20 protein-coding genes are annotated in these 26182 nt (G+C 48.0%); all 20 read right to left on the minus strand.

All coding sequences use genetic code 11. The annotated features are described in order from the left end of the window. Positions 1 to 204: 204 nt before the first annotated feature. Positions 205 to 960 carry a DNA repair protein RecO gene (gene recO, locus M2444_RS09275; protein ID WP_094870321.1) on the minus strand — a complete coding sequence of 252 codons (756 nt, stop codon included), beginning with the start codon at positions 958 to 960 and terminating at the stop codon, positions 205 to 207. A gap of 36 nt (positions 961 to 996) precedes the next feature. Beyond that, positions 997 to 1140 (minus strand): YqzL family protein, encoded by a 144-nt coding sequence (locus M2444_RS09280; protein WP_076117313.1) that lies wholly within the window; start codon positions 1138 to 1140, stop codon positions 997 to 999. A gap of 112 nt (positions 1141 to 1252) precedes the next feature. Then, on the minus strand, positions 1253 to 2146 hold the full coding sequence (gene era / locus M2444_RS09285) for a GTPase Era (protein WP_042190933.1): 894 nt from the start codon (positions 2144 to 2146) through the stop codon (positions 1253 to 1255). A gap of 655 nt (positions 2147 to 2801) precedes the next feature. Beyond that, positions 2802 to 3221 (minus strand): cytidine deaminase, encoded by a 420-nt coding sequence (locus M2444_RS09290; protein ID WP_280786781.1) that lies wholly within the window; start codon positions 3219 to 3221, stop codon positions 2802 to 2804. 205 nt (positions 3222 to 3426) lie between these two features. Continuing rightward, positions 3427 to 3822 (minus strand): diacylglycerol kinase family protein, encoded by a 396-nt coding sequence (locus tag M2444_RS09295; RefSeq protein ID WP_042130323.1) that lies wholly within the window; start codon positions 3820 to 3822, stop codon positions 3427 to 3429. Then, the gene (gene ybeY, locus M2444_RS09300; protein ID WP_280786782.1) at positions 3822 to 4319 is read right to left on the minus strand and encodes an rRNA maturation RNase YbeY; all 498 of its coding nucleotides are present in this window, start codon (positions 4317 to 4319) and stop codon (positions 3822 to 3824) included. The genes M2444_RS09295 and ybeY overlap by 1 nt, the downstream gene beginning before the upstream one ends. Beyond that, complete coding sequence (locus tag M2444_RS09305; RefSeq protein WP_094870318.1) at positions 4316 to 6571, minus strand: HD family phosphohydrolase; 2256 nt, start codon at positions 6569 to 6571, stop codon at positions 4316 to 4318. Before M2444_RS09305 ends, ybeY begins: the two co-directional genes overlap by 4 nt. Before the next feature lie 14 nt (positions 6572 to 6585). Next, a complete protein-coding gene (locus M2444_RS09310) occupies positions 6586 to 7557 on the minus strand; it encodes a PhoH family protein (RefSeq protein WP_042190944.1) in 972 nt (323 codons plus the stop codon). Positions 7558 to 7572: 15 nt separating this feature from the next. Then, the gene (gene yqfD / locus M2444_RS09315; RefSeq protein ID WP_280786783.1) at positions 7573 to 8754 is read right to left on the minus strand and encodes a sporulation protein YqfD; all 1182 of its coding nucleotides are present in this window, start codon (positions 8752 to 8754) and stop codon (positions 7573 to 7575) included. Beyond that, on the minus strand, positions 8751 to 9044 hold the full coding sequence (yqfC, locus tag M2444_RS09320; protein ID WP_094870316.1) for a sporulation protein YqfC: 294 nt from the start codon (positions 9042 to 9044) through the stop codon (positions 8751 to 8753). The genes yqfD and yqfC overlap by 4 nt, the downstream gene beginning before the upstream one ends. Positions 9045 to 9217: 173 nt before the next feature. Then, positions 9218 to 9769 carry a hypothetical protein gene (locus M2444_RS09325; RefSeq protein WP_094870315.1) on the minus strand — a complete coding sequence of 184 codons (552 nt, stop codon included), beginning with the start codon at positions 9767 to 9769 and terminating at the stop codon, positions 9218 to 9220. Positions 9770 to 9787: 18 nt separating this feature from the next. After that, entirely contained in the window at positions 9788 to 10789 is a 1002-nt protein-coding gene (gene floA, locus M2444_RS09330) for a flotillin-like protein FloA (RefSeq protein WP_060621995.1), read from the minus strand. A gap of 63 nt (positions 10790 to 10852) precedes the next feature. After that, positions 10853 to 12238, minus strand: coding sequence for an NfeD family protein (locus M2444_RS09335; protein WP_256989816.1), 1386 nt, complete (start codon positions 12236 to 12238; stop codon positions 10853 to 10855). A gap of 118 nt (positions 12239 to 12356) precedes the next feature. Continuing rightward, entirely contained in the window at positions 12357 to 12800 is a 444-nt protein-coding gene (locus M2444_RS09340) for a GatB/YqeY domain-containing protein (RefSeq protein ID WP_042190953.1), read from the minus strand. A 15-nt stretch (positions 12801 to 12815) separates the two neighbouring features. Further along, positions 12816 to 12989: a 30S ribosomal protein S21 gene (gene rpsU / locus M2444_RS09345; RefSeq protein ID WP_036657994.1), complete on the minus strand. Its 174-nt coding sequence runs from the start codon at positions 12987 to 12989 to the stop codon at positions 12816 to 12818. Between the two features lie 139 nt (positions 12990 to 13128). After that, a complete protein-coding gene (locus M2444_RS09350) occupies positions 13129 to 13488 on the minus strand; it encodes a histidine triad nucleotide-binding protein (protein WP_042130338.1) in 360 nt (119 codons plus the stop codon). Positions 13489 to 13854: 366 nt separating this feature from the next. Next, the gene (locus M2444_RS09355) at positions 13855 to 17271 is read right to left on the minus strand and encodes an AAA family ATPase (RefSeq protein WP_280786784.1); all 3417 of its coding nucleotides are present in this window, start codon (positions 17269 to 17271) and stop codon (positions 13855 to 13857) included. 1 nt (position 17272) lies between these two features. Continuing rightward, positions 17273 to 18454 carry an exonuclease SbcCD subunit D gene (locus tag M2444_RS09360; RefSeq protein WP_280786785.1) on the minus strand — a complete coding sequence of 394 codons (1182 nt, stop codon included), beginning with the start codon at positions 18452 to 18454 and terminating at the stop codon, positions 17273 to 17275. Positions 18455 to 18495: 41 nt separating this feature from the next. Beyond that, positions 18496 to 22620 carry a helicase-exonuclease AddAB subunit AddA gene (addA, locus tag M2444_RS09365; protein WP_280786822.1) on the minus strand — a complete coding sequence of 1375 codons (4125 nt, stop codon included), beginning with the start codon at positions 22618 to 22620 and terminating at the stop codon, positions 18496 to 18498. Between the two features lie 2 nt (positions 22621 to 22622). After that, the gene (gene addB, locus M2444_RS09370; protein ID WP_280786786.1) at positions 22623 to 26135 is read right to left on the minus strand and encodes a helicase-exonuclease AddAB subunit AddB; all 3513 of its coding nucleotides are present in this window, start codon (positions 26133 to 26135) and stop codon (positions 22623 to 22625) included. Positions 26136 to 26182 lie beyond the last annotated feature (47 nt).

A 26182-nucleotide genomic window follows, 5' to 3' on the forward strand; every position in this document is an offset into this window, starting at 1 on the left:
TTTCATTCGCCATATCCGTACTCCCGGGTGCCATGTTCATGAACGTTGTCCCGCCAGGCTCCCACTACCCCCAGCTCGCTGAATCGCAACAATGTCGCTCACTACTTTCCCGATCAATGCACGCTCTCCCGAAATGGAGCAAAACGGCGATCAGATAATCTTATACAGAAACTGTTCCTATAGTAACGGAAAAATCAGATTTCGTCAAATCTTGTACTTGTCGAGCTGGTCCAGGAAATTCTGTGATTTCAGCTTTAATCCAAGCTGCATATCCATAAAGGCTCGCATAATTTTTTTCAATTCATCTCGGCTGCTTTCTTTGACATCCACATTCCCTAATCTAGTTAGATCAAGTCTGGCGAATAAGCGTAGCAACTTCAACGCACGAGCGGAGACCTCCATAGCTGGAGGATCATTATGTTTACAGCTGCGGCAGAGCGCTCCACCAAGGCGAGGGCTTATCAGCAGTTGTTCATCAGGCTTTTCAGCTCCACATATCACACAGGTGTCGAACTCTGGACCATAACCGGCTGCTTGCAAAATCTTCATTTCATAAACATTTATGATAACTCCAGGTTCCTTATCTTCTTCAAGTGCGTTCAAGCAGGCCGTAAGCTGGCGAAACCAGAAGCTTCCCGTCTCCTCATCATGCAGGACTTTATCAAGCAGTTCACAAGCGTAAGATGCATAAGCAGCTTTGATCAAATCCTCACGTAGAGGGTGGTGAGACTTCGTGATTTCGCCGGAATTCAGCGTCCCAAGTCCTCCGTTATTTCTAAAAAAAACAAATTCACCGACGGTGAACAATTGGATCAGTGCAGCATGGCGGCTTTTGACCTTCTTTGCGCCACGCACCAGAACTCCTACTTTTCCCGCGTTCTCGGTGCAAAGCGTAATGATTGCGTTCCCCTCGCCGTAGTCCATGCTGCGGATGACGATCCCTTCCACCCTGTGTAGCATGCCTCTTCCCCCAACCATTCGGCAAGCAACCAGTCCTTATTGCGCTTCTTCATCACAGACCTTCTCTTCTTCCACTAGCTGTAATCCACTGTCTTCAAGTGGATAGCCAGCTTCCTTGTATAGCAGGTAAGCATCGACGTCTCCTGTCATTGCAAAATACTTCCACGAAAAGTTTCGCATTCGTATTCATCCTTTCTTGGGAAAGACGATGTCTCTTCAAGAATTAGGATGTGCGATGAGCCAGGTTCTATCCTTGCAATTCCTGCCAAACGAGGAAGAACGGATATAGATCTTAAAGGTCTTTATGGAAGCCCAAATCCCGCAAAACGCGATCCTGATTGCGCCAGTCTTTTTTCACTTTTACCCATAGCTCCAGAAAAATCTTCGAACCCAAAAGGTTCTCAATATCTGTCCGAGCACGTCTTCCAACCTCTTTCAGCAGCGCACCTTGCTTACCGATAATAATCCCCTTCTGAGAATCACGTTCAACAAAAATAACGGCAGACACATGGACAACACCATTCGGCTCAACCCTCATATCTTCGATGGCCACGGCAATGGAATGCGGTACTTCTTCGCGCGTCAAATGCAGAATCTTCTCACGGATTAGCTCTGCGCACACAAATTGCTCAGGGTGATCCGTAATTTGATCTTCTGGGTAGTACTGCGGACCTTCCGGCAAGTACTTAGCGACTTGCTCTAACAGCGTGTTAACATTGCTACCCATCTTAGCTGAAATTGGAATGATTTCAGCAAAGTTATGCAGCTTGTTATACTGAGCCATAAGTGGGAGCAAGGCTTCCGGCTCTATTTTATCGATCTTGTTGAGTACAAGAATAACTGGCGTCTTAAGTCCGTTTAATTGCTCAGCAATGTATCGGTCTCCACCGCCCAAACCATCTGCAGCATCCACAAGGAACAGCACAGCCTCAACTTCACCCAGCGTGCTCATTGCAGTTTGGTTCATGTAGTCGCCTAGCTTGGACTGTCTTTTATGAATACCTGGTGTGTCCAGGAACACGATTTGCGAATTATTCGTTGTATAGACCCCATGGATTTTGTTTCTAGTGGTCTGTGGCTTATCCGACATGATTGCAATCTTCTGTCCAATAACCTGGTTCATGAGTGTCGATTTGCCTACGTTCGGTCTGCCGATAATTGCGACAAAGCCTGATTTGAATTTCATATTATCTTCCTTCCATACTTTCCTTCTAAATTTACGTTCAAAAATCTTCCAAGATCTTTTTCGATCCCCTAAATCCCCTTAGCCAAGGGGAACTCCATGGGCCCCGGCCCTCTGGACACCCGGAAATGGGCATACCTGCAACGTTCGACGGATTAAAGAGACGATCGTGCATGAGCGCTTTCGTCCCTTATTGGGAACACGCTTACTGTCGCTTATGAACACAGTCCGCATTAAGCTTACCATGGATAAAGATTACTAAGATGCAGATTGCAGGCAGGGGTTCAAATTACGATGTGCAAAAAATCTCTGGCGGCTTTTGCCGCGGCGCTTACCTTGTAATGTTACTCTAATAACACATAGTTTGCACCAGATTAGCCTAACTTGGTAGAACTGGAGCAATTTTAATTGTACTTTGTACAACTAATTTGAGTTTGAGTTTATGTTTTTGGTGTTTTAGTTGTATTCTGTGCAAATATGTCCAGTCTTAAGAGCCAAACACGGACTATATCATAAATTTAATTGCACTATCTGCAACTAAATTCATTGTTGTGCCAAAGAGTAGCAATGTAACTGTACATTGTGCAATTAAAGTAGCAACCTTCGTCTAACTATACTTAAATTTGCCTTTAATCAGGCATTAAATCAAACCCTCATTTTATTCCGGAGCTTGTCCTTGCTTCAGATCTATGGGACCAAAAGCGCCGGGAAGTAATTCTCCCACCGTGGTCTCAACAATATCGCCTTTCATGTTTCCAAGGATAACCTTCATGTCTGGTGAACACAACTCAATCAGAACTTGGCGGCATACACCACAAGGAGATACGGGGCCATCGGAATCGGCAACAACGGCAATTGCCTTGAAAGAACCGATAGCATGACCGTCGGCGATGGCACGGAATAAAGCGGTTCGCTCCGCACAGTTGGTTGGACCAAAAGCAGCATTTTCTACATTACATCCGTGATGAATATGACCATCCTGATCAAGGAGGGCGGCTCCAACTCCGAATCGGGAGTAAGGAATATATGCCTTAGTACGTGCTTTAATCGCTTCTTGCATAAGAAGAGTGGAATCCATATTGGGGTCCTCCTAAAGTTTTGTTTAGCGTTACATCATGGAATTACTTCATACAAAACTCACTTCGAGAGCATCCACTTAGTTTTGTTAGCGTCTCAACCTGGAATTACTTCGTACAAAACTCGCTTCCTAAACATCCAGTAACCAAAGAGGCGGAATCGCAAAACGCGGGTCCGCCTCTCCCCTAAATTGAATTGTAACCTGATTATGACATAAGTCCGCTAATCCAGTCCATCACCGGGTGGTAAAAAACATAGACCCCGACTAAGACAGCAAACACCGCCGTAAGAAGCACAGCTCCTGCGGCGGTATCTTTTGCTCTCTTAGCCAGCGGATGAATCTCCGGCGAGATCAGGTCTACCGTCGCCTCGATTGCCGTATTGAGCAGCTCGGCAGTTAAGACAAGCGTAATGGAGAAGAGCAGCAGCATCCAACTGGCCAGAGGAAGTCTGAACACGGCAGCGGCAACAAGTACAACCACAGCCAAACAGCAATGCACCTTCATGTTAAGCTCCGATTTGAATGCCGACACGATGCCTTGCGATGCAAACCGAAAAGAGTGCCAGAACTTCTTGTGTCCTACCGCCGTGTTCTTCACCATTAGCGAGTCAACCCAACCTGAGCTAGTACCTTCTCTTGTTTAGACATCATCTCTGCCTCTGAAGCTTCATCCTGATGATCATATCCTAACAAATGCAGAAATCCGTGCACAAAGAGGAAACCAAGCTCACGCTCCAGCGAATGACCATATTCCTGCGCTTGCTCCTGAGCACGAGTTACGGAAATGATGATATCTCCCAGTACATCCGGAACATCTTCCAGTGCTTCGCCCTCTTCTACTTCGTATATAATGTCCAGCTCGTCCTCTCCGCTTTCATTCATCGCAAAAGAAAGTACGTCCGTCGGACGGTCAATTCCCCGGAACTCCAAGTTCAACTCATGAATACGAGTGTTATCGACAAAAGTAAGCGCAACCTCCCCCTGATCGATCCCTTCCGCTTCACCTGCTTTTTTCAAAATACTCTCCAGCAGTGCGATGAGATCGTCCTTTATCTCGTATTCTTCTTGCTCGTTATCCCAAACGATCTCTAAACTCATGGGTTAGCTGCCCCTTCCTCTTTTTTCGGCTTACGCACATCTTCTGGGTATTCGATCCGTGAATGAAAAATCCCCATGACCGTTTCTTTCAGCGTCCGTGCAATAATGTCCAATTCTTTAATCGTTAAATCACATTCGTCAAACTGATGATCATCCAGTCGACTTTTAATAATTTTCTCAATCATCGTTTCCACCTGAAGGACGGTTGGTTTGCGTAAGGATCGTACCGCAGCTTCAACACTGTCGGCGATTCCTACAACAGCCGATTCCTTCGACTGAGCTTTCGGGCCAGGATAACGGAAATCTTCCTCGGTAAAATCAGGCTCAACACCTTTTTCTTCCGCCAGCTTCAGAGCCTTATGGTAAAAATAATGCAGGAACGTAGTGCCATGATGCTGCTCAGCAATATCACGAATCGGTTTGGGCAGCTTATATTCCCGTTGCATTTCCACCCCATCGCGGGCGTGAGCTACAATGATAGATTTACTAAGCTTCGGTTCAATAGAGTCATGCGGGTTTTCCATATTATTCTGATTCTCAATAAAATAAAACGGACGTTTTGTTTTGCCTATATCATGATAATACGACCCCACACGGCACAATAGGCCATCTGCTCCAATCGCTTCTGCGGCCGCTTCTGACAGGTTACCTACCATGACGCTATGGTGATAGGTTCCTGGTGTTTCCGTAAGAAGCTTGCGCAATAAGGGATGGTTCGGATTAGACAACTCTACCAGCTTCAGGGCAGATAGAATACCAAAGGTAGCTTCAAAGAAAGGCATCAGACCAATCACAAGCACTGCGGTCAAAAGTCCGCTCGCAAAAGCAAAACCAACGGCATACAGCGTGCTTACATCTTTCCATTCACCACCAGCTAAGAGGGTCAGCATAAAGACGGTCACACAGCCAAAAAGGGATACCATAATCCCGCCTTTTAATAATGTGGAACGCTGGCCTGCACGATGAGTGGCAAAAATAGCTACATAACAAACAACAATTGAAAAGAAGCCAAAGGTAAAATCAAACACCGAATTCTGCTGAACATTCAAAATGATACTGGCAAGTATACTGATCAGGATAGAACAGAAATATGCTAATGTCATATCCAGAAGCATGGTAATCAGCATAGCACCAATGGCTACTGGAGCCAGATACCCGAGATAGGAATGGACATCCGTCTGCAAAATTGCGGTCAACCGCATGGAAATGATCGTAATAACAAACACAAGCACCAGCATTAATAACTGGGAATTGTTATACTTGAAGCCCGCGGTTCCACCCGAGTAACGGATAAACACCATCAGACCCGCAGATAGCATGGTAGAAAGTAATAGTAATCCAACTTGAGGCCAATAGTTGACCTCATTACTTAGCAGGCCATTCTCATCCAAAAGGGCGTAGAGCTCAGGGGTGATTTTTTGGCCTTTAGCGACGAGGACGTCGCCTTGCTCAATAAACACATCAGGTGTGTTCTCACGAGCCTGCACCTTTGCTTCCTTCGTTGCATCTTCGTCATAGAACTTATTGCTAGTAATAACAAGCCGGACTAACTCCTGCACAACCTCACGCGCCGTGCGCTGACTCAGAGAGCTGATACTGACCTGCTCCGCCACTTTGGCGCGCGCAGTCTGGGCATCCGTGATTTGATCGTTCATCAGCCTAGTCACAATATCACGAGCGACAGGCTTCATTTCGATAATGTCCTGAGAGGTCAGTCGCGGAATCTTAATGTAAGTTTCATCTGGAATGACATAGGTCTGCTCTTTTATGACAGATTGCATTTCCTCCAAAAGATGATCGGAATAAGTGCCTCCGCCCCGATTGGAGGCTATGAAATTCAAAATAAAATCATTGGCTCTCTGCGGGATCTCATCACGATAAATCTCAGTCTTATCGCTTTGTGAAATCAAATCATCCTGATTCAGGCGATCAATCCGGTCCAGCAGCGATGTCACGAGATTATCGGCCCTCATCGGGATAATTTTATACTTAGGAGATACACCTTCGGCCGCTTCTTCCGCCGCCTTTAGTGTTGCCTTCTTGTCCAAAATTTGCTTGGGCGCTGTAATCTCCTTCGCGCTGAGCGTATTCTCTTTAATATCGTACCGCTTAGGCAGTAGATCGGGCGACAGACTAAAGTAGAACACAAGTCCGAGTAACAGGAAAAGAGCATAGCGTGTCGCCGCGCTATACTTCCATCCGTTGTTCGTATATACAAATCCGCTTAATTTAGATGGTTGCTTTGAAGCCATGAAGACAATCCCCTTTATTGGAGGTTTTCGGCAGAGCGGTCATAGGCAACGATAATTTTCTGCACCAGGGAATGCCGTACTACATCCTGCTCCGCAAAATAAACAAAACCGAGTTCTTCTATGCCGGATAAAATCGCTTTAGCCTCAATTAAACCGGATTTCTTGCCGCGAGGCAGGTCAATCTGGGTAACGTCACCCGTAATCACCATTTTGGACCCGAAGCCGAGTCGAGTCAAAAACATTTTCATTTGCTCAGGCGTTGTATTCTGGGCTTCATCCAAAATAATAAATGAATCATCCAACGTACGACCACGCATATAAGCGAGCGGAGCAATTTCAATCAATCCCCGTTCAAGCGCCTTAGCCACCTGATCGGGCCCCATAACGTCGTATAAGGCATCATATAACGGACGGAGGTATGGATCTACCTTTTCTTGCAAATCCCCTGGGAGGAACCCTAGACTCTCTCCTGCTTCTACTGCTGGGCGCGTAAGAATGATACGCTTAACAGAACCTTCTTTTAGTGCCGTAACTGCAAGCACTACCGCCAGGTAGGTCTTACCCGTTCCTGCAGGACCGATTCCGAATACAATATCACGCTTCTTGATCGTTGTCACATAATGTTTCTGGCCAATCGTTTTGACACGGATAGGCTTTCCACGAAAAGTTGTTGTAATTTCTCCCTTGAACAAATCGAGCAATTGATCGACTCGAAAGTCTTTCGCCAGCTCCACAGCGTACTGCACATCACGTTCAGTAAGTATGTAACCGCTCCGAATGAGGGACAGCAACACATTAAACAATTGTCCCAGCATGTCTACTTCCCGCTCCGCACCACGTATCGTTAACTCTGCTTCACGGGAATCAATAATAGCAGGAATTTCACTCTCGATGATTTTTAGGAATCCATCTTGCGGGCCGAACAACGATTGCGCTTCTCCCGCATTTTGCAAAGTAATACGAATGCTTGCAGTCTGTTCTGACAAGTAGCCTCATTCTCCTCAATTGTTTACTATTGGCAGTTCTTCGGAAATTTTCTCTTCTACTTCAAAGATCACTTTCATATAAACTTTACCATTCTCTTTCTTCTCATGCAAAACTTTTTGACTTTTGATGACGCTATCAACGCCATAACGCGCCAAAATATCATTCTTCGCTCGCTCTATTCCCTTTTCAAATCCAGCCTCTGGAGTTAATGTCTCACTTGTTTCACTAATCTCCATTTCTTTCTCAGTCATTAGGCCCAGCGGCAGCTTAAAGGACCGCCAGGATAGCGGATCGTGCTCAATAAGCGTTCGTGATTTCTCAAAAGGAGAATGGCCATAACCCCATAGCTGGATAGCCCATTTGCCAAGCACCAGATAGGTTCGATCCTTACGATCCCCTGTATATGAGCTATTTGTTGTTGTAAGAGGCACCTCTATATTGTATTCATGCCACACTAGACCCTTAACTTCACCTTTAGCCACCACGTACTGTACATTCTCTTCGTCGCCTAAAGCACCCGAAATCAGGATATCCCCTTTTTTGACCCGTGAGTTACGCGCTACAACCGGTCTGCCCTGCTCCGCATATATTTCAGTTACCACCGCATCTGTTCTGCTAATCAAATGCCGCTGGCTAAGAAGAGGTTTAATATCCGGCTGTTTAGATTCTACCACCTGAATTTTAATGCTCGTCCCCGTCCGCTGCACCCCTATCCATGAAACGCCGGGTAATTGGGCTAGGAGCCCCTTAGAGAGCTTGTCCGGCTCATCCAGACGCCATATCCATTGAAAAGGATACACCCCCTCCTGACGAGCAGCTGCCAATATATCCTCAGAAGCAATTTTTTCATTCCCCTCGACTCTAATGCTCCATACCATCGTGGATAACATAAAGAGCATAATCCCGAATACCAATATTCCCATGCCAAAAAATTTACGTTTCCAAAGCCGCGCAATCAAAAAAGGCAGTCCGCTTCTTCCTGTAACGTGCATCCGACAGCCTGTCTTCTTTAAAATCGGACGGAGGACATAAAAATCATTCAGAAGCAGCTTAAGGGAAGCGCCGCCCTCAGCGGGCCTCACATCCCAAATCACTATACCTGCTTCAGAAATGACATTAATGAATCTCTCCACCTGAGGCCCCGTCACATGCAGTGTAACGGATCCCCGCAGTGATGAAAGAGGTGGTTCCTTCATGATTTCCCCTCGCTTTCTTTATATCTGATCTCTCCGATAATGCCTTCTACCGCCAGCTCCTGGCCAAGAATATTGCGAATGACAAGATCCTCGCCCGTGATTTCAAGCGATCCATTAGCTAACGCGAGCTTAAGCTGGCCTGAGGAAAAATGCAGCACGCCGCGATGATTCTCGATATACAGTTCTTTATTGCCGATCAGGGTGATCCGGGGCATTTCCTGTAGTAAGTCCTGTGGTAAATCGAGCACCCCGTTTGTCCATCCCCGCAGCCTGCGGCCAATACGGGTCATAAGTAGACGTTCCCCCTTCCTGCCTTCTGTACACCTTATGCGGCAACGCTTTTGTTTATGAGAAGAAGTAATAAAGGAGCAGCATTCAGGTATAAAAAACATAAAAAAAGCCTCAGCTTTCCTATCGTTAAGATAAGAAAACTAAGGCTTAAAATTGTTACTTTGACCGAAAATTACGATCTTCGGGTGGAATGCGGCTGGCGCGCGCGCGGAGGTCCTAGAATCTCCGCCCAAACCACACCATTGCGCAACTCACCCCTATTCGCTGTTCTATTTGACTCGACAGCTGTGTCAGAGGATGTGCTCTTCGTCTTCTCCGATTTGGAATCTGCTCCCGCGATTCCATCAAAAGCAGCTTGAATACGCCGCACCTCTTCTTGCATTTTTTGCGTGCGCAATTCAACTCCGTCATCAGCGTGCTCCAAAGACATACCTTCTCCAGTAGAATAATCTGGTGTCGGGATGTACGCAGGCTCTGGAAAGGCAGGTGATGCGTCATACTCGCGGGAGGATGTAGTCACAGGAGTTGGAAACCCACTCCTAGACTGTTCAGGGTGGTCTCCGCTCCCATCCACATCCTTATTACGACGTAAAGGATTCTCATCTCCTCCACCAAAAGTGGGCATTCCTCCACGTGTAGCACCTTTAGGTTTGTTCTTCGCAGCCTTGTTCACATTGGATACAATCGCGAAGATAATTACCGCAACGATATAGATCCAGCTCATGGAGATTCACATCCCCTTTTATTTATTATTGTTAGGACGGTTATTGTCGTCCTGATCATTCATTTTGCCGAGGGAGCCTCGCATTTGTGTATCCGCCTCGATATTTTTGATGTTCATGTAGTCCATCACACCGATTTGACCATTTCTGAGCGCCTCTGCCATCGCCATAGGCACCTGAGATTCAGCTTCCACAACAAGCGCCTTCATTTCAACAACGCGTGCCTTCATCTCTTGCTCATGAGCGACAGCCATTGCTCTGCGTTCTTCAGCCTTAGCTTGTGCAATACGTTTATCCGCTTCTGCTTGTTCGGTTTGAAGATAAGCACCAATGTTCTTACCTACATCGATATCCGCAATATCAATGGAGAGGATCTCAAAAGCCGTACCGGAATCCAAACCTTTGGCCAAAACTGTACGTGAGATCGAATCCGGATTCTCCAAAACATCTTTATGCGAATCACTCGAACCTACCGTAGTTACAATCCCTTCACCGACCCGGGCAATAATCGTTTCTTCACCTGCACCACCAACGAGACGGTCAATATTAGCACGAACAGTAACCCTTGCTTTTACTTTAACCTCAATACCATTCTTAGCTACAGCCGCTACAATAGGTGTTTCGATCACACGTGGATTTACACTCATCTGAACGGCCAGAAGTACGTCACGTCCTGCGAGGTCAATTGCTGCTGCGCGAGTGAATTCCAAAGGAATGTCTGCACGCTGAGCGGCAATCAGGGCATTAACCACCCGGTCTACATTACCACCAGCGAGATAGTGACTCTCCAGTTGATTAATGTTAAGTCCAAGACCAGCTTTTGTCGCTTTAATCATAGGATTAACAATCCGACTTGGTGTTACACGACGCAGTCTCATCGCTACTAACGTAATAATACTAATTCTAACCCCTGACGCCAATGCAGAAATCCAGAGCATGACCGGGAAGAAGCTTAAAAAGACACTCAACAAAATGACTACGACTACCGCAATCAACAAAAAAGTAATTAAAGATGCTTCCATAACTTTACAACCTCCAGTAAATTATTGTGGAGCTACTATTCGCCATACCTTTTATCTTTTACCTTATTCCTTAATTTCCTTCACCACAATCCGTCCGCCCTCAACTTTTACAACAGAGACCGGTGCATTAACGCTAATAAAGCTGCCTTCAGTAACGACATCTACCCGCTCGCCACCAATCATAGCCGTTCCGGATGGACGAAGTGGTGTAATACTGTTTCCTATAGCTCCAACTAAGCTTAACTTCTCTTCAACAGGTACAAATCCCTGATCTTTGGAGAGCGTATCCTTCAAAATAAACCTATTCCAAATTCCACGTTCTTTAAATGCGACAGCCACAATCACAATGACTACTGTTGCAGCCGCGAATGCGATACCGAGACTAAACAATGCATGTGTGAAGCTGTATGCTGCGCGTACGACACCTGCCACAAGGCTGACGGAACCTAGTATCCCCAATATCCCAAAGCTCGGCACGAACAGCTCCAGCACAAGCATGACAAGTCCGATGATGAACAAAAGCCAAGTCTCTGATCCGGCAAACCCTGCTACAGAATTTCCGAAAAAATATAAAACAAAGGCTAATGTCCCAATAATCCCAGGTGCACCGAAGCCCGGAACGATCAACTCAATCACAATGCCTGTAATCCCGATGAATAGCAGAATCGTCATAATAATCGGATTTGTCAGAAATTGCGACATTTTCTCGGCACCCGTATGCTCCACACGAAAAATATCATCTGTAGTATAACCTAACCAAGTAATTGCCTCTTCTGGAGTGGTTGTAATTTGATCAGCATAACCAGCTTTTAAAGCTTCGTCACTAGACAAGGCAATAATTTCGCCCTGCGCTTTAGATACGCCTAGATCTGGCTTATCCACAACCAAATTACTATCGACCATTCCCGCAGCAATATCAGGATCACGCTCATTTAAAGCAGCGGCTCCAATCATTTTTGATTTCCAGTAGGACACCATCTTCGCGTCTTCTACTTTCTGGCCGCCACTATCTACTAGAGATGCAGAACCGATCATGCTGCCCGGCTTCATGATGATTGCACCTGCGTTAAGTGCTATGTAACTGCCTGCGGAAGCGGCATCACCTTTAATAAAAGCTGCGGTAGGTATGTCACTATCTCTTACCATCGTCCCAATCTGTTCTGCTGAACTCACCAGTCCCCCCGGTGTATCCACCTCCAGTACAATTAGAACCGCTCCATAATTAGCAGCTTCTGCGAACCCTCTTTCCAAAAAGCTTTGCAGACCTCTTTCAATTTTTTGATCAACCGGAATAATAAACACCGGGCCTTTCTTCATCTCACCATTCGCAGCCTTTGGTGCTTTTGGCACGGTTACATCAGCGCTTACATTCGGGATAAACGGCGTTAAGAGCAGTAGCAGTAAAACAACCGGAATGCTGGATAACATAATTTTCCGTAATCTTTTCAATGTTTTTACCTCCCTTCTTCAATTTGACCCGGGACACATACACTTTATTACGTTGTAAGCGTAATTACGTTTCAAAACAAAGAAAAGCACCCCTTTTGCAAGGGGTGCTGGCGCTATATTATTGCAGAAATTGCTGAACCGCTTGGTTCACGAGTTTACCATCGGCGCGACCTTTGACCTTAGGCATCAGTGCGCTCATGACCTTACCCATTTCACTTTTCGAAGAAGCACCGGTTTCCTGGATGGTCTGCTGTACAATTGCTTTAATTTCTTCTTCGGAAAGTTGCTCGGGAAGATACTTAATAATAATCTCGATTTCTGCCTTCGTACTCGCGGCAAGCTCATCGCGACCCGCTGATTCAAATTCTTGGAGGGCATCTTTGCGCTGTTTGATTTCACGACTAAGGATATCAAGCACTTCGTTGTCGTCCAATGTTCTCTTCAAATCTATTTCAAGATACTTTATTGTAGAACGAACCATTCGAATCGTGGAGAGCGTGAACTTGTCCTTACTCTTCATCGCTTGCTTCATATCTTCGTTCAATCTCTCGCTAAGATTCATGCGTGGGTAATCCTCCTAAAACTTTCTCTTACGAGCAGCCTCAGACTTCAGCTTTTTCTTAACGCTTGGCTTTTCGTAATGTTTGCGTTTCTTCACCTCAGCCAAGACACCATCTTTTGCGATGGAACGTTTAAAGCGACGAAGTGCAGCATCAATTGTCTCGTTTTTGCGAACTTTCGTTTCAGACACAGTTTCCCCTCCCTCCGACCATACCGTCCAAGAGCATAACACGGTTTATCAAATTCCATTATAGGTCAAACGGAAATAGGGTGTCAACCTTCGTGTTATTCTTTTTTTCTGGCAAGTTCTTCAACATTTAATGATTGTACTATGCGTGAGAAGCTGAGTTTCCTGTGAGAGCTCCCAGCTTGGCCCCACCAAGCAAGTGATAATGAAGATGAGGCACAGCTTGTCCACTATCAGGACCACAATTATTGATCAAACGATAACCAGACTCGGCAATCCCAAGGTCGATAGCGATCTGTTGCGCTACACTGTGAATTTCCGCAATTAACGGAAGATCCTCAGGTGTGACATCATTCATGGAAGCAATGAACTTCTTTGGAATGATCAACACATGTACCGGTGCAGCCGGCTCGATGTCGTAGAATGCAAGAATACGTTCGTTCTCAAATACTTTTTTGGAAGGAATAGTACCCTCAATAATTTTGCTAAACACGGTCTCCATAGAGTGCTTGCCTCCTAAAAATTGGTGAAATTTCACTTCATCATAAGATAATCATACAGGATAATCACCAATTACGAAAGACGCTAGAAGATTCAACATCCGCACGCTAGAGCTGTATCTATTACAGAATGAAATCCATTAACCATTGAAGTGGAGCTATATATACACCCGTAGGGTTAAAAATGGCAAAAAAAAGAGAAACACCCTTCACAGCTTATAAAGCTGATTCGGCGGCGGACGTATGAAAAGGATTAAATTCCCGGTCATACGTCCGCCGAGGTGTTTCTAAAGTAATGTCGGCTTAGCTGTATTATAACAGTGCGTTGATGCTGTATCTGTGATATCGATCACACGGTTTAAAACACTTCACATTTTTTCCAAAAGGATACGAGATCCCCCTCCACCTTGTTCAGCAGGAACTACCACCAGCTTGCGTGGCAACCTTGCACGAAGCTCTGGAACATGGCTGATAATACCGACAGACAGCTGGTCATTATGCAACCTTTCAAGTGAAGTAATCACTGTATCCAGCAGCTCTGGGTCGAGAGTACCAAAGCCTTCATCCAGGAAGAAAAATTGCAACGGATATTGCCCACGCAGCTGGATCTGAGCTGAAAGAGCAAGTGCCAGCGAAAGGGATGTTAGGAAGGTCTCTCCACCAGACAGGGTGGAGACAGGTCTTCTCACCCCGCCGTTCCCGTCATCACGGATCACAAAGCCGCCACCCGAATCAACCTCCAATGCATAACGCTGCTTACTCAGGAATCGAAGCCGCTGAGAAGCGGACTGACACACCTGCATCAATTGTTCCTCAGCAATGTACTCAACAAAGGCGTTCCCGCGTAAGACCGTCTGTAGTTTGGAGAGTTGATCTTGCATAGAAGCGTGCTCAATCCGCTCTGCTTCAAGCTCCATCCAGCGGATATGCCGATGCCGCAGGTCCTCCAGATCACGCTCTGCACGTGCTCTTGCCTGAAGAGATATTTCATCCTCCGCCTTGCTTTCTCTTAAGGTCCTTTGACTTTCTTGCCATTCTTCTTCACTTAAGCTGGCCCCGTCAAGCTTCTCTTCAATGTTACGCAGTTGCAACGAGACCTCAGTTTCTTCGGCACGATGAGCACGTACGCGGGAAGATGCCATTTCCCGTTCTTCAGAAGTGAGCGCTGCTCCTTCAACCTCAGCGGCTGAACTAAACATTGAAGAAGCCAAGCTTTGTTCCCAATGACTGGAAGCTGCTACGTAATGTTCACGCGCAGATTCTGCAGCCTGGCGTGTAATTGCTGCTTCCTTAACCTCATGCTGAGCCTTCTCCGCCGCCGCGAGATGTAACTGCTTGCTTGTCTCCAGAGCAGTTAACAATTCCTGCAGACGTCCTTCACATTCCGCTAGAAGAGCAGCAGCAGCACGGCCATTCGTCCACTCCAGTAAACGCTGATCTTTTTCACGCTGCAATTCTTCCTTGCCTTCGATCTGTGTGATCGATTGAGCCAGCTCTTTATCCAGCCCCGTTAGGGTCTCTTGAAGGTTCTGCACTGAAGCACTTTTCTCCTCCAGAAACTTGACACTGATATCAAGACGAGATCTAATTTCTTCAGCTTGTGCATCCTTCGCTAACAGATCACGATAAGCTTGTTCCACTTCTCCAGGTGCCAGATCCGGGAACTGCTGTGTCCAGTTCTGCCGCATAGCCGTTAGCTGGGCGCTTAGTTCCTCAGCTTTGGCAGCGATTCCTTCTACCCAGCTCCGTTCACCTGTGACACCTGCCGCTTCTTTGAGGCACAACTGCTGGACCTCCTGCATCGATTGCTGCCACTGTACCGCAATTCGGCGTAGCTCGCCTGACTGTCCTTTTAATGCCAAAAGTGCAGCTTCAAGTTCTGCCAAGGCTTTTTCATCTGGAACGGACACATCGGTTGAGGAAACCTCAGTAATGCTGACTTCTGTACCAGCAGCTGCAGGGTGATTTGCCGCTTCGATGACTTCATTTCCAAATACCTGCTCCAGCCATATTTGATCCTGTTCACGAAGACCGCGGAACAAATGACGAGCTTCCAAAGCCCGTCTGGACAATGCGCGAACTTGCTGAAGCTTCATTTCCAGTTCCTGTTGCTCTAAGCTATCCTGCAATAATGCAGGTGCAGGATGATGCTCGCTGCCGCATACCGGGCAGGGATGTCCTTCTTCCAGCTCCTTAGCTAGCGCTAAAGACAGTCTGTGAAGCTCTTGATCCTTCATAGCTGCTTCCAAAGCACTGACATGTTGCTCCAGGTGCTCCGCTGCGGCACGCGCAGCTTCTTCTGTCGCCAGCAGCTTCTCTTGATGTACCGCCGCCTCGCGGATCAGTTGCCCGCGAGCAGCTTCCTGCAGTTCGCGACGGCCCTCGGCCTCCGCGAGTCGCGCCTGCGCAGCCGCGAGAGCAGCGGCACGCTCGCGGCGCTCCTTCTCCGCCTTATCCCACTGGGATTCGGCGGAGTGCAGCCCTTGCAGTCTCTGCATCGCTTCTTGCAGAGACTGCCGCTCCTGGGAGCGGACACCGAGCGGCTGCAAGCTCTGCTGCAGCTCTTGCTGGCGCTTTTGGCCCTTGGCCAAAAGCTCACGCTCCCGGGCCATGGCCTCCCGCAGCTCCGCTAGCTTGCGGGAGGCCTCTTCGCGGCGCTCGCGCAGAGCCGCGAGTTCGCGCCTTAGCGCGCTGAGCTCGGACTCGAGCTCCAGCGCGCGGCGGTAGGTGCCGGCCCCCTCCCGGAGGGCCGGCTCTTCCGCTGCAAGCGCGGCCTGCGCAGCAGCCCCGGCGGCAGCGGCATGCGCCGCCTCCTGCTCGGCGGCGGCGGCCAGCACCTCTTGGCCCTCCGCGCGGGCCAATCGGCTCTTAAAGGCTTCTTCCGCGCTTCGCCATGCTTTCAGCGCAGGAAGCCTAGCCTCGGCCTCGTCAGCTTGGCCGAGCTTCCGTTCAAGGAGGAGAATCTCCTCCTCCTTGGCGAGCAGTCCCTGCCGCTGTAGCTCGCGGCGGGTCCGTTCCTCTTGGAGCTCGCGTATACGCGCGAAACGCTCCGAGACCTGCAGCGCCGCCTCCAGCTTCTGGCGGCATTCCGCAGCATAAAGGGTGGCCTGCTCGAGGCGCTCCGCCGCTGCCTCTACATCCCCTTTGCCTGCGCTGCCAAGACCCTGCTGCTCAGCAATCAGCGCGCGGAGCGCAGCCTCATTCTCCTTCACCCGGCGGCTAAGCTTGATTGCCAGCTGATCGCCATACTGTTCCAGATGGAACAGGCGCTGCAGCATTTGCCGACGATCTACGCCACGAAGTGATAAGAATTCTGCAAATTTCCCCTGCGGCAATACAACCGCTCTCGTGAAGTCATCCATTTTTAGACCGATATGCTCCTCCACACAGCGCGTAACATCTGCGAGCTTATCCGCCATAACGTTATCTCCGTCAGCTGTAATTTCGATGAAACGGCTAATCGTGTTGCTGACGGTTTGCTCTCCCGTACGTTTGAATTTACGTTCAACCCGATAACGACGTGCCCCCGCGGAAGAAGTGAGCTCAAAGGTAAACGCTACGCTGAGTGAATCTTCAGAGTGGTTCATAATCCCCTGTGTTCCATTAACGGCACGTTCCACTTTCCCGTACATCGCCAAAGTAATAGCATCCAGCAAGCTAGACTTGCCGCTGCCCGTAGGTCCAAAAATCCCAAACAGACCCGTCTCACACAGACTTTCAAAATCTATTTCTTGCATTTCTCTATAACTCTGTAATCCTGCAACTTTTAATAGAATAGGTTTCACCTTAGTTCTCCTCTCCTTCCTCTGGCTGACGCCGTTCTTCTTCAGTTAGCTGTAAGAACAGCTCTATCAAGCTATCTTCCGGTTCCGCTCCACCTGTCTGACGCTGATAGAATTTACGGAATAATTCTTGCACCGGCATACGTGAACGGGAAGTCTGTTCAAGCTCCATCTCCATTTGCGGGTAAATGGGACGAATATGAATAATTCCCTCGCGCGACTTGCGCAGGCGCTGTATATCATTCATCGACATGGCTTCACTAAGCCGAATCTCCAAATCTATAAAAGCAGAAGCATCTCTGCCTTCATCCAGCCAGTTATATACCTCCTGCAATCCACCTGTGGAGCTCCATCTTACAAGCGGACGCCCACAGCGAAGGTAAATCTCTTCGAAGATTGGCTCACCGCCCGGCGCAACATCAATCAGCGTCACCGATTTGGCCTGTCCCGCTTCAGAAAAACTGTATGCCAACGGGGATCCACTGTAACGGATCATTCCTTCCCCTTTGACACGCTGAGCGCGATGAAGATGTCCTAGTGCAGTATATTGCGCTCCACAAGTCAAAGCAGAAGGATCAACGGTATACGCTCCTCCTACCTGAATCGGACGTTCCGAATCACTTTCCACACCACCAAGCACATAAATATGGCTCATCGCTAAATTTACGGTCTGCGGCGTAAATTCCCGTCCCAACAGCTGCATGAGCTTGCCTACCCGTGCGCTATAAGCCAGTCGAAGCTCCTCTTCTCCGCTATCTCCTGCAAGTAGTTCACCGAGACGCGCTTCGGAGGGATAAGGAAGAGCTGCGATTTTGGCGATCTCACCCGTTCGTGCAGCATGAACAGTCACTGGCTCTGAGGTAGGAAGCCCCACTAATGTAATCCCCTGCCTTAATACAAGCGGTGAAACTGAAGATACGCGCTCCGGTTGATCATGGTTTCCGGCGATCACAACAAAGGGCCTGCCCCCTGCAGTCAGCCTTGCGGCAGCCTCATAGAATAGTTGTTCTGAAGCCGCTGGTGGATTAACGGAATCGTACACATCTCCCGCCATCATTATCAAATCCACCTTATGAAAATCGGCGATTTCCACCAATTCATCTATGAACTGCTCCTGCTCCTTCTGCCGGCTTCTTCCTTCCAGCGTTCGGCCGAGGTGCCAATCTCCCGTATGCAATATCCGCATCTTCGTCCTCTTTCCCCGCTCCTATGCGGTAATGAATAGATTTATAATTTCACAGCATGTCCGCCGTCAAAAAAGTACAGCCAAATCTCGCTGATCGGTTCTCCCAAAATATCATGTAATGCCTTGCTGTATAACTCTAGCTGAAAACGATATTTTTCCTTAAGCGCTTCTAACCCACCCTGATGTTCTAAAACAGAGTCCGTCTTATAGTCTAACAGAATCATCCGGTCCTCTTCGCGGAACAGGCAGTCAATGACCCCTTGGATCAGCACTCCTTCACTAAAGCCTTCATTATTATTTCCATGGCTTAGCTCTGAGACGGCTTTATTCATATAATCGAGCCCTCCATAAGCCTCGCCTGCGGGAAGCATATAACTGAACGGCATTTCTCTAAGCTTCCAAGAAGAATCTATTAATCTACGACCCAGTTCATTCGTATAAAAAGTCTCTATCTGATCGGGGGCAACCGCCTCCACCTGCTCAGCAGTTAGAATAGCCAATCTCTGCAAACGGGCTAATGTTTCTTCCACAACTTTAGAATCAACAGAACCCTCCAGCGGAATATGCTGCATAACCGTATGGTAAGCTGTCCCGCGCTCCGCTGGGGTTAGACTGCGCTTTTCCATAAATTTCGGACGCCGCAAATGCAGACTGTCTGCTCCTGCCACATCTGTACGCTTATTGTTTTCGGTTGAGGTGACAGGATAACCACCTTCCTCTAAAAGATCATAAGAAGGCTGATCCTGCATCGACAACAAAGATTTTAACTCTGTAACAGAGGTTTTGGCAGGAATACCAGAGGCAGCCGCAAACGGATAAGGCCATTCTAGTCTTCTAGCAATTTCATCGCCATCCACAGATCCATAGACACTTACAGATTCACCTTTTTGCAGCGCCTTGAGTACAGATTGACGTTCTTCTGCTTTGTCCTCTGAGTTATCCGAAGGAAGGAACGCCCCGGAATTCAGTTCGGAAGCATGCTGCACACTGATGCTCCAGTTCGAGACGTCGCTGTGCAGCACTGTCGAGACGGTACCTTCAGAGCCGCCTAGCTTACGAAGAACAGCCGCCGCCGGATGCCGGATCAATGCCGGTCCAACCCAGTCCAGATAGCTGCGACCGCGGGCTAGTAAATGATCAGCAAGCAGTAGCTCATCCCGATTCTGTACACTGCTCCAGCCCGCAATTTTCCGTGGTAAATCTCTTACGGTACCGACTAGAATCATCTTATCTCTCGGACGAGTTAAAGCTACATATAATACCCGCATTTCCTCAGCCAATAATTCAAGTCGTGTACGACGATTAATAGCCAAATAAGGAAGCGTCGGGTAGCTGACCCGTGTTTCCCGCTCCACAAAACGTGGCCCGAAGCCAAGCTCTTTGTGCATCAGGAAAGGAGAATGCAAATCCTGTCGATTAAACTGCTTCGCCATACCCGCTATAAAAACAACAGGAAACTCTAAGCCTTTGGATTTATGGATGGTCATAATTCTGACCCCATTGCCCTCTTCGCCGCCACCACCAGCTACACCAAGATCTCCGCCATTCTCACGAAGCCGTGAAATGAACACCAGAAAACGGAACAACCCACGCGCCGCAGTATCATTCTCAAATTGAACAGCCCGATCATACAAAGCTTTAAGATTGTTCTGTCGCTGTGAGCCTCCAGGCAAGCCTCCAACCCATTCCAGATAGCCGCTCTCACCATAAATACGCCAAATCAGCTCACTGAGACTGCCTTGTCTAGCCGCATCTCTCCAGCTTTCAAGCCGTTCCAGAAAATTCTTAAGCTTATGCTTCAGCTTTAGGCTGATTTGCGGTAAAGCTCCACTTTCAGATTCCACCTCATTAATGATTTCATCATTATTATTATCTGAGGTGACTTTCTCTTCCGCTGCACTTGCTGTTTCTATCACATGAGCCGAGAAAAGATCGTATTCTTCCTCAGCTTCCTTTATATCTTGCAAGCTCGCTGCCACTTGTACAGCATGATAGAAAGAACCATGGCTGTACATCCGAACTGTAGCCAGTTCCTCTTCCGTTAAACCAACGACAGGAGAGCGGAGCACGCCGGCGAGTGGAATGTCCTGCTGAGGATTATCGACTACTTTTAAAAGTGAGAGTGCAATTTCTACTTCAGTGGCTTCAAAATATCCTTTATTCAAATCTCCGTAAGCAGGGATTCCCTCCATCCGAAGCTCCTCGATAATCAAAGGGGTCCATATTCTCGCCGAACGAAGCAAAATCACGATGTCCCCATAAATCACTGGGCGCATAATCTTAAGCCCTTTATCATAAATCAACAACGGCGATCCGCCGTTCAGGCCAGTCATCTGTAATATACGCCGGGCAATCGCCCTTGCTTCCAGCTGCGCGGTCTCACTCTCAATAGCTTCGCTTTCCTGAAGTGGCAGCTCACCGTCCTCAGAAGTCTCTTCTACTTTACCCGATGCCGCTCCGCGATCGATCAATAATAGCTCTGGTGCAAAAAAAGTATCTGGCCCCTTCTCTGCTGCACCCGGGAAATTCGCACCATACACAAGCTCAGCGCGTTCGTCATAATTAATCTCAGCCACCGTCTCATTCATAATCTGCCGAAAAATCATATTTACGGCATTTACAACCTCCATACGACTACGGAAATTACGGGCTAGATCGATAACCGAACCGCCGGAAGATTCATTAGACTTCTCAGATAACTCACTTAACTCGGATTCGCCTATTATATTACTGCCACCTCCGGCATTCTTAGAGCCAAAGCTACGGTATTTATCCAGGAACAGCCCCGGCTCTGCCAAACGGAACCGATAAATACTTTGCTTCATATCTCCGACCATAAATCGGTTACCAGGTGTTTCGCGGGAGATCAGCCGCACAATCTCTTCTTGTACACTATTCGTATCCTGATATTCATCTAGCAGAACCTCATCGAATTGGGCGCGGTACTCCATCGCTGCATCAGAAGGCAGGGAAAGGCCTGGTAGAGAATCAGGATGGCGCAAAATTTGCAGACAATAATGCTCCAAATCACTAAAGTCGACGAGACCCCGTCCTGCTTTTTCCATTCGATAACGTTCACCGAACGCTATCACCGTCTCCGCAAGCTCTGCCATAAGCGGAGCCGCCTCGTTCAGTTCTCTCAAAAAAACATCTGCTGGACGGCCAAACAGCGCCTTCTGAAGATCTAAAACACTCTTCTTCACACTATCGCGCAGTTCTTTAACCATTTCCTGCAGTCCAGGATCTGTCGAATCCTTCTTACAAGCTTTCAATTTTCCAAAGTATACTTCCATGAAAATATCATATAATTCTGCCCATGGCCGTTCATTCACAGCCTCCTGCAATGCACTTACCATCTCAAGGTCAGTCGTCAAATTCTCGGCATAAGGCGCCGGACCACCCGGCTGTAGCGCGATCTCCCTGCCTTGGATAAGCTGACTGGCTGCACCCGCAAGGGTCAGCTTCGCTTCTTCAAGAATACTTAGCACCCAAGGAGTTCGACCTAAGCTATCTGTGTCTGGTAATGAGAAATCAGCTGCGGTATCCCGAAGCCACTGCTCTGGCCAAGGATGGCTGCGGGCATAGTCATGCAGTCGCTGTATGAGCGCATGTACCGCATCATCGCTGCGTTCACCACTGAACCAGTCAGCAAGCTGAACAAATACGCTATCCGCGCCATCTTCACCTGCTTCACCGTATTTTTCCTCCAATAGCTCTTGAAGCAGCTCCTGCCGCATCATCTCTGCTTCATGTTCGTTCAGGATACGGAAGCCGGGGTCTATCGGAATGATCTGATAATAACGCCGGATCACTTCCAGACAGAAGGAGTGTAGTGTTGTAATCGAGGCTTTCCCGAGCAACGACAGCTGACGGCGTAAATGGTCATTCTCTCCATTCTCCTCAAGCTCCCGGTCTAGTGCTTCCCTAATCCGCTGGCGCATCTCGGCAGCAGCAGCTTTGGTAAACGTAGCTACCAGCAATCTATCTACGCTAAAGCCATTCTCTTCCTTGCTGATCTTGCGAATAATACGTTCTACAAGTACCGCTGTCTTACCGGAACCTGCCGCCGCAGCAACGAGGATATCATCACCGCTCTCAGCGATGGCGCGCCACTGGTCATCACTCCATATGCTCCCTTCCGGTTTCGCTTCTATTTCAGGCTTCATACTCACGGTGTAGTTCCTCCTTTGCGGGACAGCAGATCCCAGATAACGTCCTTCCCTGGCTTACTCAGATTATTGTAGCCATTGCCTTCCACGGCTTCATCGAACTGGCAGACGGGTCTAAAGGAACAGAATGTGCAGGCTGTCTCTTGCCCAATCCGGTATGGCTCAATCGCCACATCACCTTCCGTAATGCGTGTCCCGATATCTGAGATCGTTCCCCGAACGGATGATAATAAGTGCCCCCATTGCTCTGGTGTAGCTACAGAAGCACTACTATAAAAACTCCCATCAGCTTTTACTGCTACAGGCACGATAGAAGAATACCCTTTATCTAAAGTCGTATCCATCAGGGATACAACCTCGCGGTCTGCTGTAAGCAGTCCCTTCATCTTGAAGCGTTTCAGCAATTCTTGTTCTGCTTGTTCCTTGTTCATCCCGTTAGATGAGGTTAACAGTGGGTCATGTACATGGAAATACAGTGTCCCTGCTGGAAGCGCCGGTTGCCCGAGCCATTGCTCCGAATACGTTAGCAGTACATCCAGATAGGTCAGCATCTGTAGCGATAATCCATAGTACACCTCGTGCAGCTTGAGATCTTTTTGACTCGATTTATAATCAATGACTCGCAGAAGAATTCCATTCTCTCCACGGGCCATGTCTACACGGTCGATCCGTCCTACAACCTCCATCACACAGCCATTCGGCAGCGTAATTCTTAAAGGTGGCAACTCCTTATCCGGTCCAAAATCCAGCTCTAGCCCTACCGGCTCAAAGCTGCCTCGGCGGGCATGCTCGCCCAGAATTACAGAAGCACGTCCAACAATATTTTTTAGCTTGCGTGAGATGTATCCGTAACGTTTAGAGCTCATCAGAATTTCACCCTGCAGCATCGGTGATAAACGTTCTACAGTCTCACTTGCCTCACGCCTACATTCCTCTGGAGACAAGCTTCCCCAGCCGCGGCCCTCTTCTTTCAGTCTTACAGCCATGTCACTTAACGCAGCATGGAACAGTTGTCCAATATCAGGTGCTTGCAGCTTATATAGCTGGCGTTCCTTCAGTCTAAGTCCGTAAGATGCAAAATGGGAGAAGGAGCAAGCAACAAACTTCTCCATCCGGGACACACTGCCTCGCAGTGTCGATCCACCGTACAATCTAAGGCTTGTTCCACGCTTTAGCTTCGTTCCCACGTTACGATAGAACAAGGAACTGAGCAGACGTTTCAATTCGAGACTACGAATATCATCAGCAGCGAACCAGTTATACACATCCCACCATAATTCAGGTATCTCCGTCCCCTGGCGCCACTGGCGAAGCTGCATAATCAATGCACGAAGACTTTGTTCTGGATGACCAATGTAACCGAGGTGAATGGAATTTCTGACTTCTTCTGGTAGTCCTACTGGGGGAAGTGCTGCCAAGCTATGCTCTTGCACCCTTGGGAACATTCTATGCAAATGACGGATTACCTCAGAGGGAAGAAGCGCCTTGCCCTCATCATCAGCAGTGGCGTAGCTAATCCAGAGCTTTCGGCTTCCTGTCGTTAGCGCATTATAGATCAAAAACCGCTCGTCCAGCAGTTTACGAGAAGCACCAGGAGCAAGCTCCATACCGGCGTTCTCAAGCACGGAGCGTTCGCCTTCCGAGAGAATTCCATCTTCCTTAAACTGCGCAGGCACAACACCTTCATTAAATCCAAGCAAAAATGCGTATTTAACTCCCGTTGGTCGAGTCCGATCCATGTTACCAACCAGTACTTGATCGAGCGCGGGAGGAACAAGTCCCATCTTCAGCTCAGCAAGTCCTGTCTCTAGGACTCCGGTGAACACATCAAATTCAAGTCTCTCGTTGCCCATCATCTCGACGATCTGATCTAGCAGATCAAGCACTGCACCCCACAGCTGACTATGTTCTCTAGCCTTCTCGGGTTGCCCCTTCTCCATAGAACCGACACTAAGTTTCTCCAGCTTTCGAGCAACATCCGTTTCATCCAGCAGCTTGTACACTGCAGTACATAGTTCAAGGCCGCTTTTACTCTTCTGTATCCGTTTCTCAAAAGCAAATAGAGGACCCGTTATACTAGCACGGCATCGCTCCATTGTAGCAAGCAGTTCTTCATCCATCTGTCTGCCGCCTTCCAGCGACAAGCTAGGAATCCCTTTCCATGAACGGCCATCCGTCCAGCGATACCCTTGAATCCCACAAGCCAGCACATAATTTTCTAAGGCATCCATATCCTCACGCGTAATACTACCGTCCAGCGGTAGCAAAAGCTCCGTCTTTACACAGCGGAATACATCCTCAAAGCGCCAGCGTCGACGCACCACATCCAATGCGGAACGTACAAACTCTACCAATGGATGGTGCAGCTCATTTACCTTCTGGTCCAGAAAAAAAGGGACTCCGTAATCCTGGAACAACGGTTTAATCAGCTGCTCGTAATCTCCAATATTACGCATCAATACGGCCATATCACCATATTTTGCACCTTCATCTCGCGCCAGTCTAATCATTTCACGCAGTGCTCCCTCAACCTCTGCTCTGTGTGAAACTGCTGCGCCTATAGATATCGCTTCATTTGCCAGATCATCTGCACCCATCCAGACCTTTCGGCGGTCATATCCTCTTTCGAGATGAGCAAGAACAGGACTTTCTTCAAAACGCGGAAGAACCGCTGGCTCCAGCAGCTCGTCCCACACATCAATGCCCAGCTCTTCAGCTATTCCACGCAGTTTAATGTAAGTGACCGCAGTTGGGTGAAACAATTCAAGCTCATTTAATTGATCTCCATAGGGATACGAACGATCAAGAGTAAGGGACACGGTCAGCTTCGATGCTTGCTGCATTAATTCTCGAAGCACTACGAATTCCTGCGGGGTAAAGCCGTGGAACCCATCTACCCAAATCTGCGCCCCGCGAATGTAAGAGGAATCAGGAATATGCTCAGCTAGTTCCGCTAAACGATCCTCTTCATCGATATAGAGGCGTGACATCTCCTTCTCTAATTCACTGAATACCAGCTGTAAATCATCCAGCTTGCCTTCAAGAATTGGACTTCTTGCAATAGCGCCTCGCATTGCGGATAGCTGCTCCTCTAAATCAGAGGAAGCCAAACAGCAACGCTTCATCTCCGTATGCAGCTGATTGAGCCGTTCCACAAAACCCGGTCTGTCTGCAGAGGCACCGAACAACTTCAGTTCCTCTTTACGGCGACTGATGATTTTGTAAATCAACATCTTTTTACCTTCTTCACTGATCGGCAGACTAGCGCTACCTCCAGTTTCCTGTTTCACTCGATAGGCAAGCCGAGAAAAGCTCAGTGTCTGCGCCCGAATGCTTCCCTTCACATTCCCTACGGTCAGAAGCCCCCGTTCTGCTCCAAAGGAGCCTTGTTCCGGTACAAGAATAATGATTGGCGCACCAAGAGGCTCCTTCTCTAATGAAGAAGAAATAGACTCCCATATTTTTGTTGTCTTGCCACTACCAGAGCGGCCTAGTAAAAAGGCTACCGACATAAATGATAGACTCCTTCCGTAGCGTAGAAAATGTATATGAAACAAGG

Origin of the sequence: Paenibacillus sp. PastF-3 (assembly GCF_029893135.1) — a bacterium.
GTDB lineage: Bacteria > Bacillota > Bacilli > Paenibacillales > Paenibacillaceae > Paenibacillus_AQ > Paenibacillus_AQ nitricinens.

What these genes read in the sequence shown, in the direction of transcription:
- recO (WP_094870321.1), bottom strand. Translation starts at nt 960, where the DNA reads ATGCTACACAGGGTGGAAGGGATCGTCATCCGCAGCATGGACTACGGC.
- M2444_RS09280 (WP_076117313.1), bottom strand. Translation starts at nt 1,140, where the DNA reads ATGCGAAACTTTTCGTGGAAGTATTTTGCAATGACAGGAGACGTCGAT.
- era (WP_042190933.1), bottom strand. Translation starts at nt 2,146, where the DNA reads ATGAAATTCAAATCAGGCTTTGTCGCAATTATCGGCAGACCGAACGTA.
- M2444_RS09290 (WP_280786781.1), bottom strand. Translation starts at nt 3,221, where the DNA reads ATGGATTCCACTCTTCTTATGCAAGAAGCGATTAAAGCACGTACTAAG.
- M2444_RS09295 (WP_042130323.1), bottom strand. Translation starts at nt 3,822, where the DNA reads ATGGTGAAGAACACGGCGGTAGGACACAAGAAGTTCTGGCACTCTTTT.
- ybeY (WP_280786782.1), bottom strand. Translation starts at nt 4,319, where the DNA reads ATGAGTTTAGAGATCGTTTGGGATAACGAGCAAGAAGAATACGAGATA.
- M2444_RS09305 (WP_094870318.1), bottom strand. Translation starts at nt 6,571, where the DNA reads ATGGCTTCAAAGCAACCATCTAAATTAAGCGGATTTGTATATACGAAC.
- yqfD (WP_280786783.1), bottom strand. Translation starts at nt 8,754, where the DNA reads ATGAAGGAACCACCTCTTTCATCACTGCGGGGATCCGTTACACTGCAT.
- yqfC (WP_094870316.1), bottom strand. Translation starts at nt 9,044, where the DNA reads ATGACCCGTATTGGCCGCAGGCTGCGGGGATGGACAAACGGGGTGCTC.
- M2444_RS09325 (WP_094870315.1), bottom strand. Translation starts at nt 9,769, where the DNA reads ATGAGCTGGATCTATATCGTTGCGGTAATTATCTTCGCGATTGTATCC.
- floA (WP_060621995.1), bottom strand. Translation starts at nt 10,789, where the DNA reads ATGGAAGCATCTTTAATTACTTTTTTGTTGATTGCGGTAGTCGTAGTC.
- M2444_RS09340 (WP_042190953.1), bottom strand. Translation starts at nt 12,800, where the DNA reads ATGAATCTTAGCGAGAGATTGAACGAAGATATGAAGCAAGCGATGAAG.
- M2444_RS09350 (WP_042130338.1), bottom strand. Translation starts at nt 13,488, where the DNA reads ATGGAGACCGTGTTTAGCAAAATTATTGAGGGTACTATTCCTTCCAAA.
- M2444_RS09360 (WP_280786785.1), bottom strand. Translation starts at nt 18,454, where the DNA reads ATGCGGATATTGCATACGGGAGATTGGCACCTCGGCCGAACGCTGGAA.
- addA (WP_280786822.1), bottom strand. Translation starts at nt 22,620, where the DNA reads ATGAAGCCTGAAATAGAAGCGAAACCGGAAGGGAGCATATGGAGTGAT.
- addB (WP_280786786.1), bottom strand. Translation starts at nt 26,135, where the DNA reads ATGTCGGTAGCCTTTTTACTAGGCCGCTCTGGTAGTGGCAAGACAACA.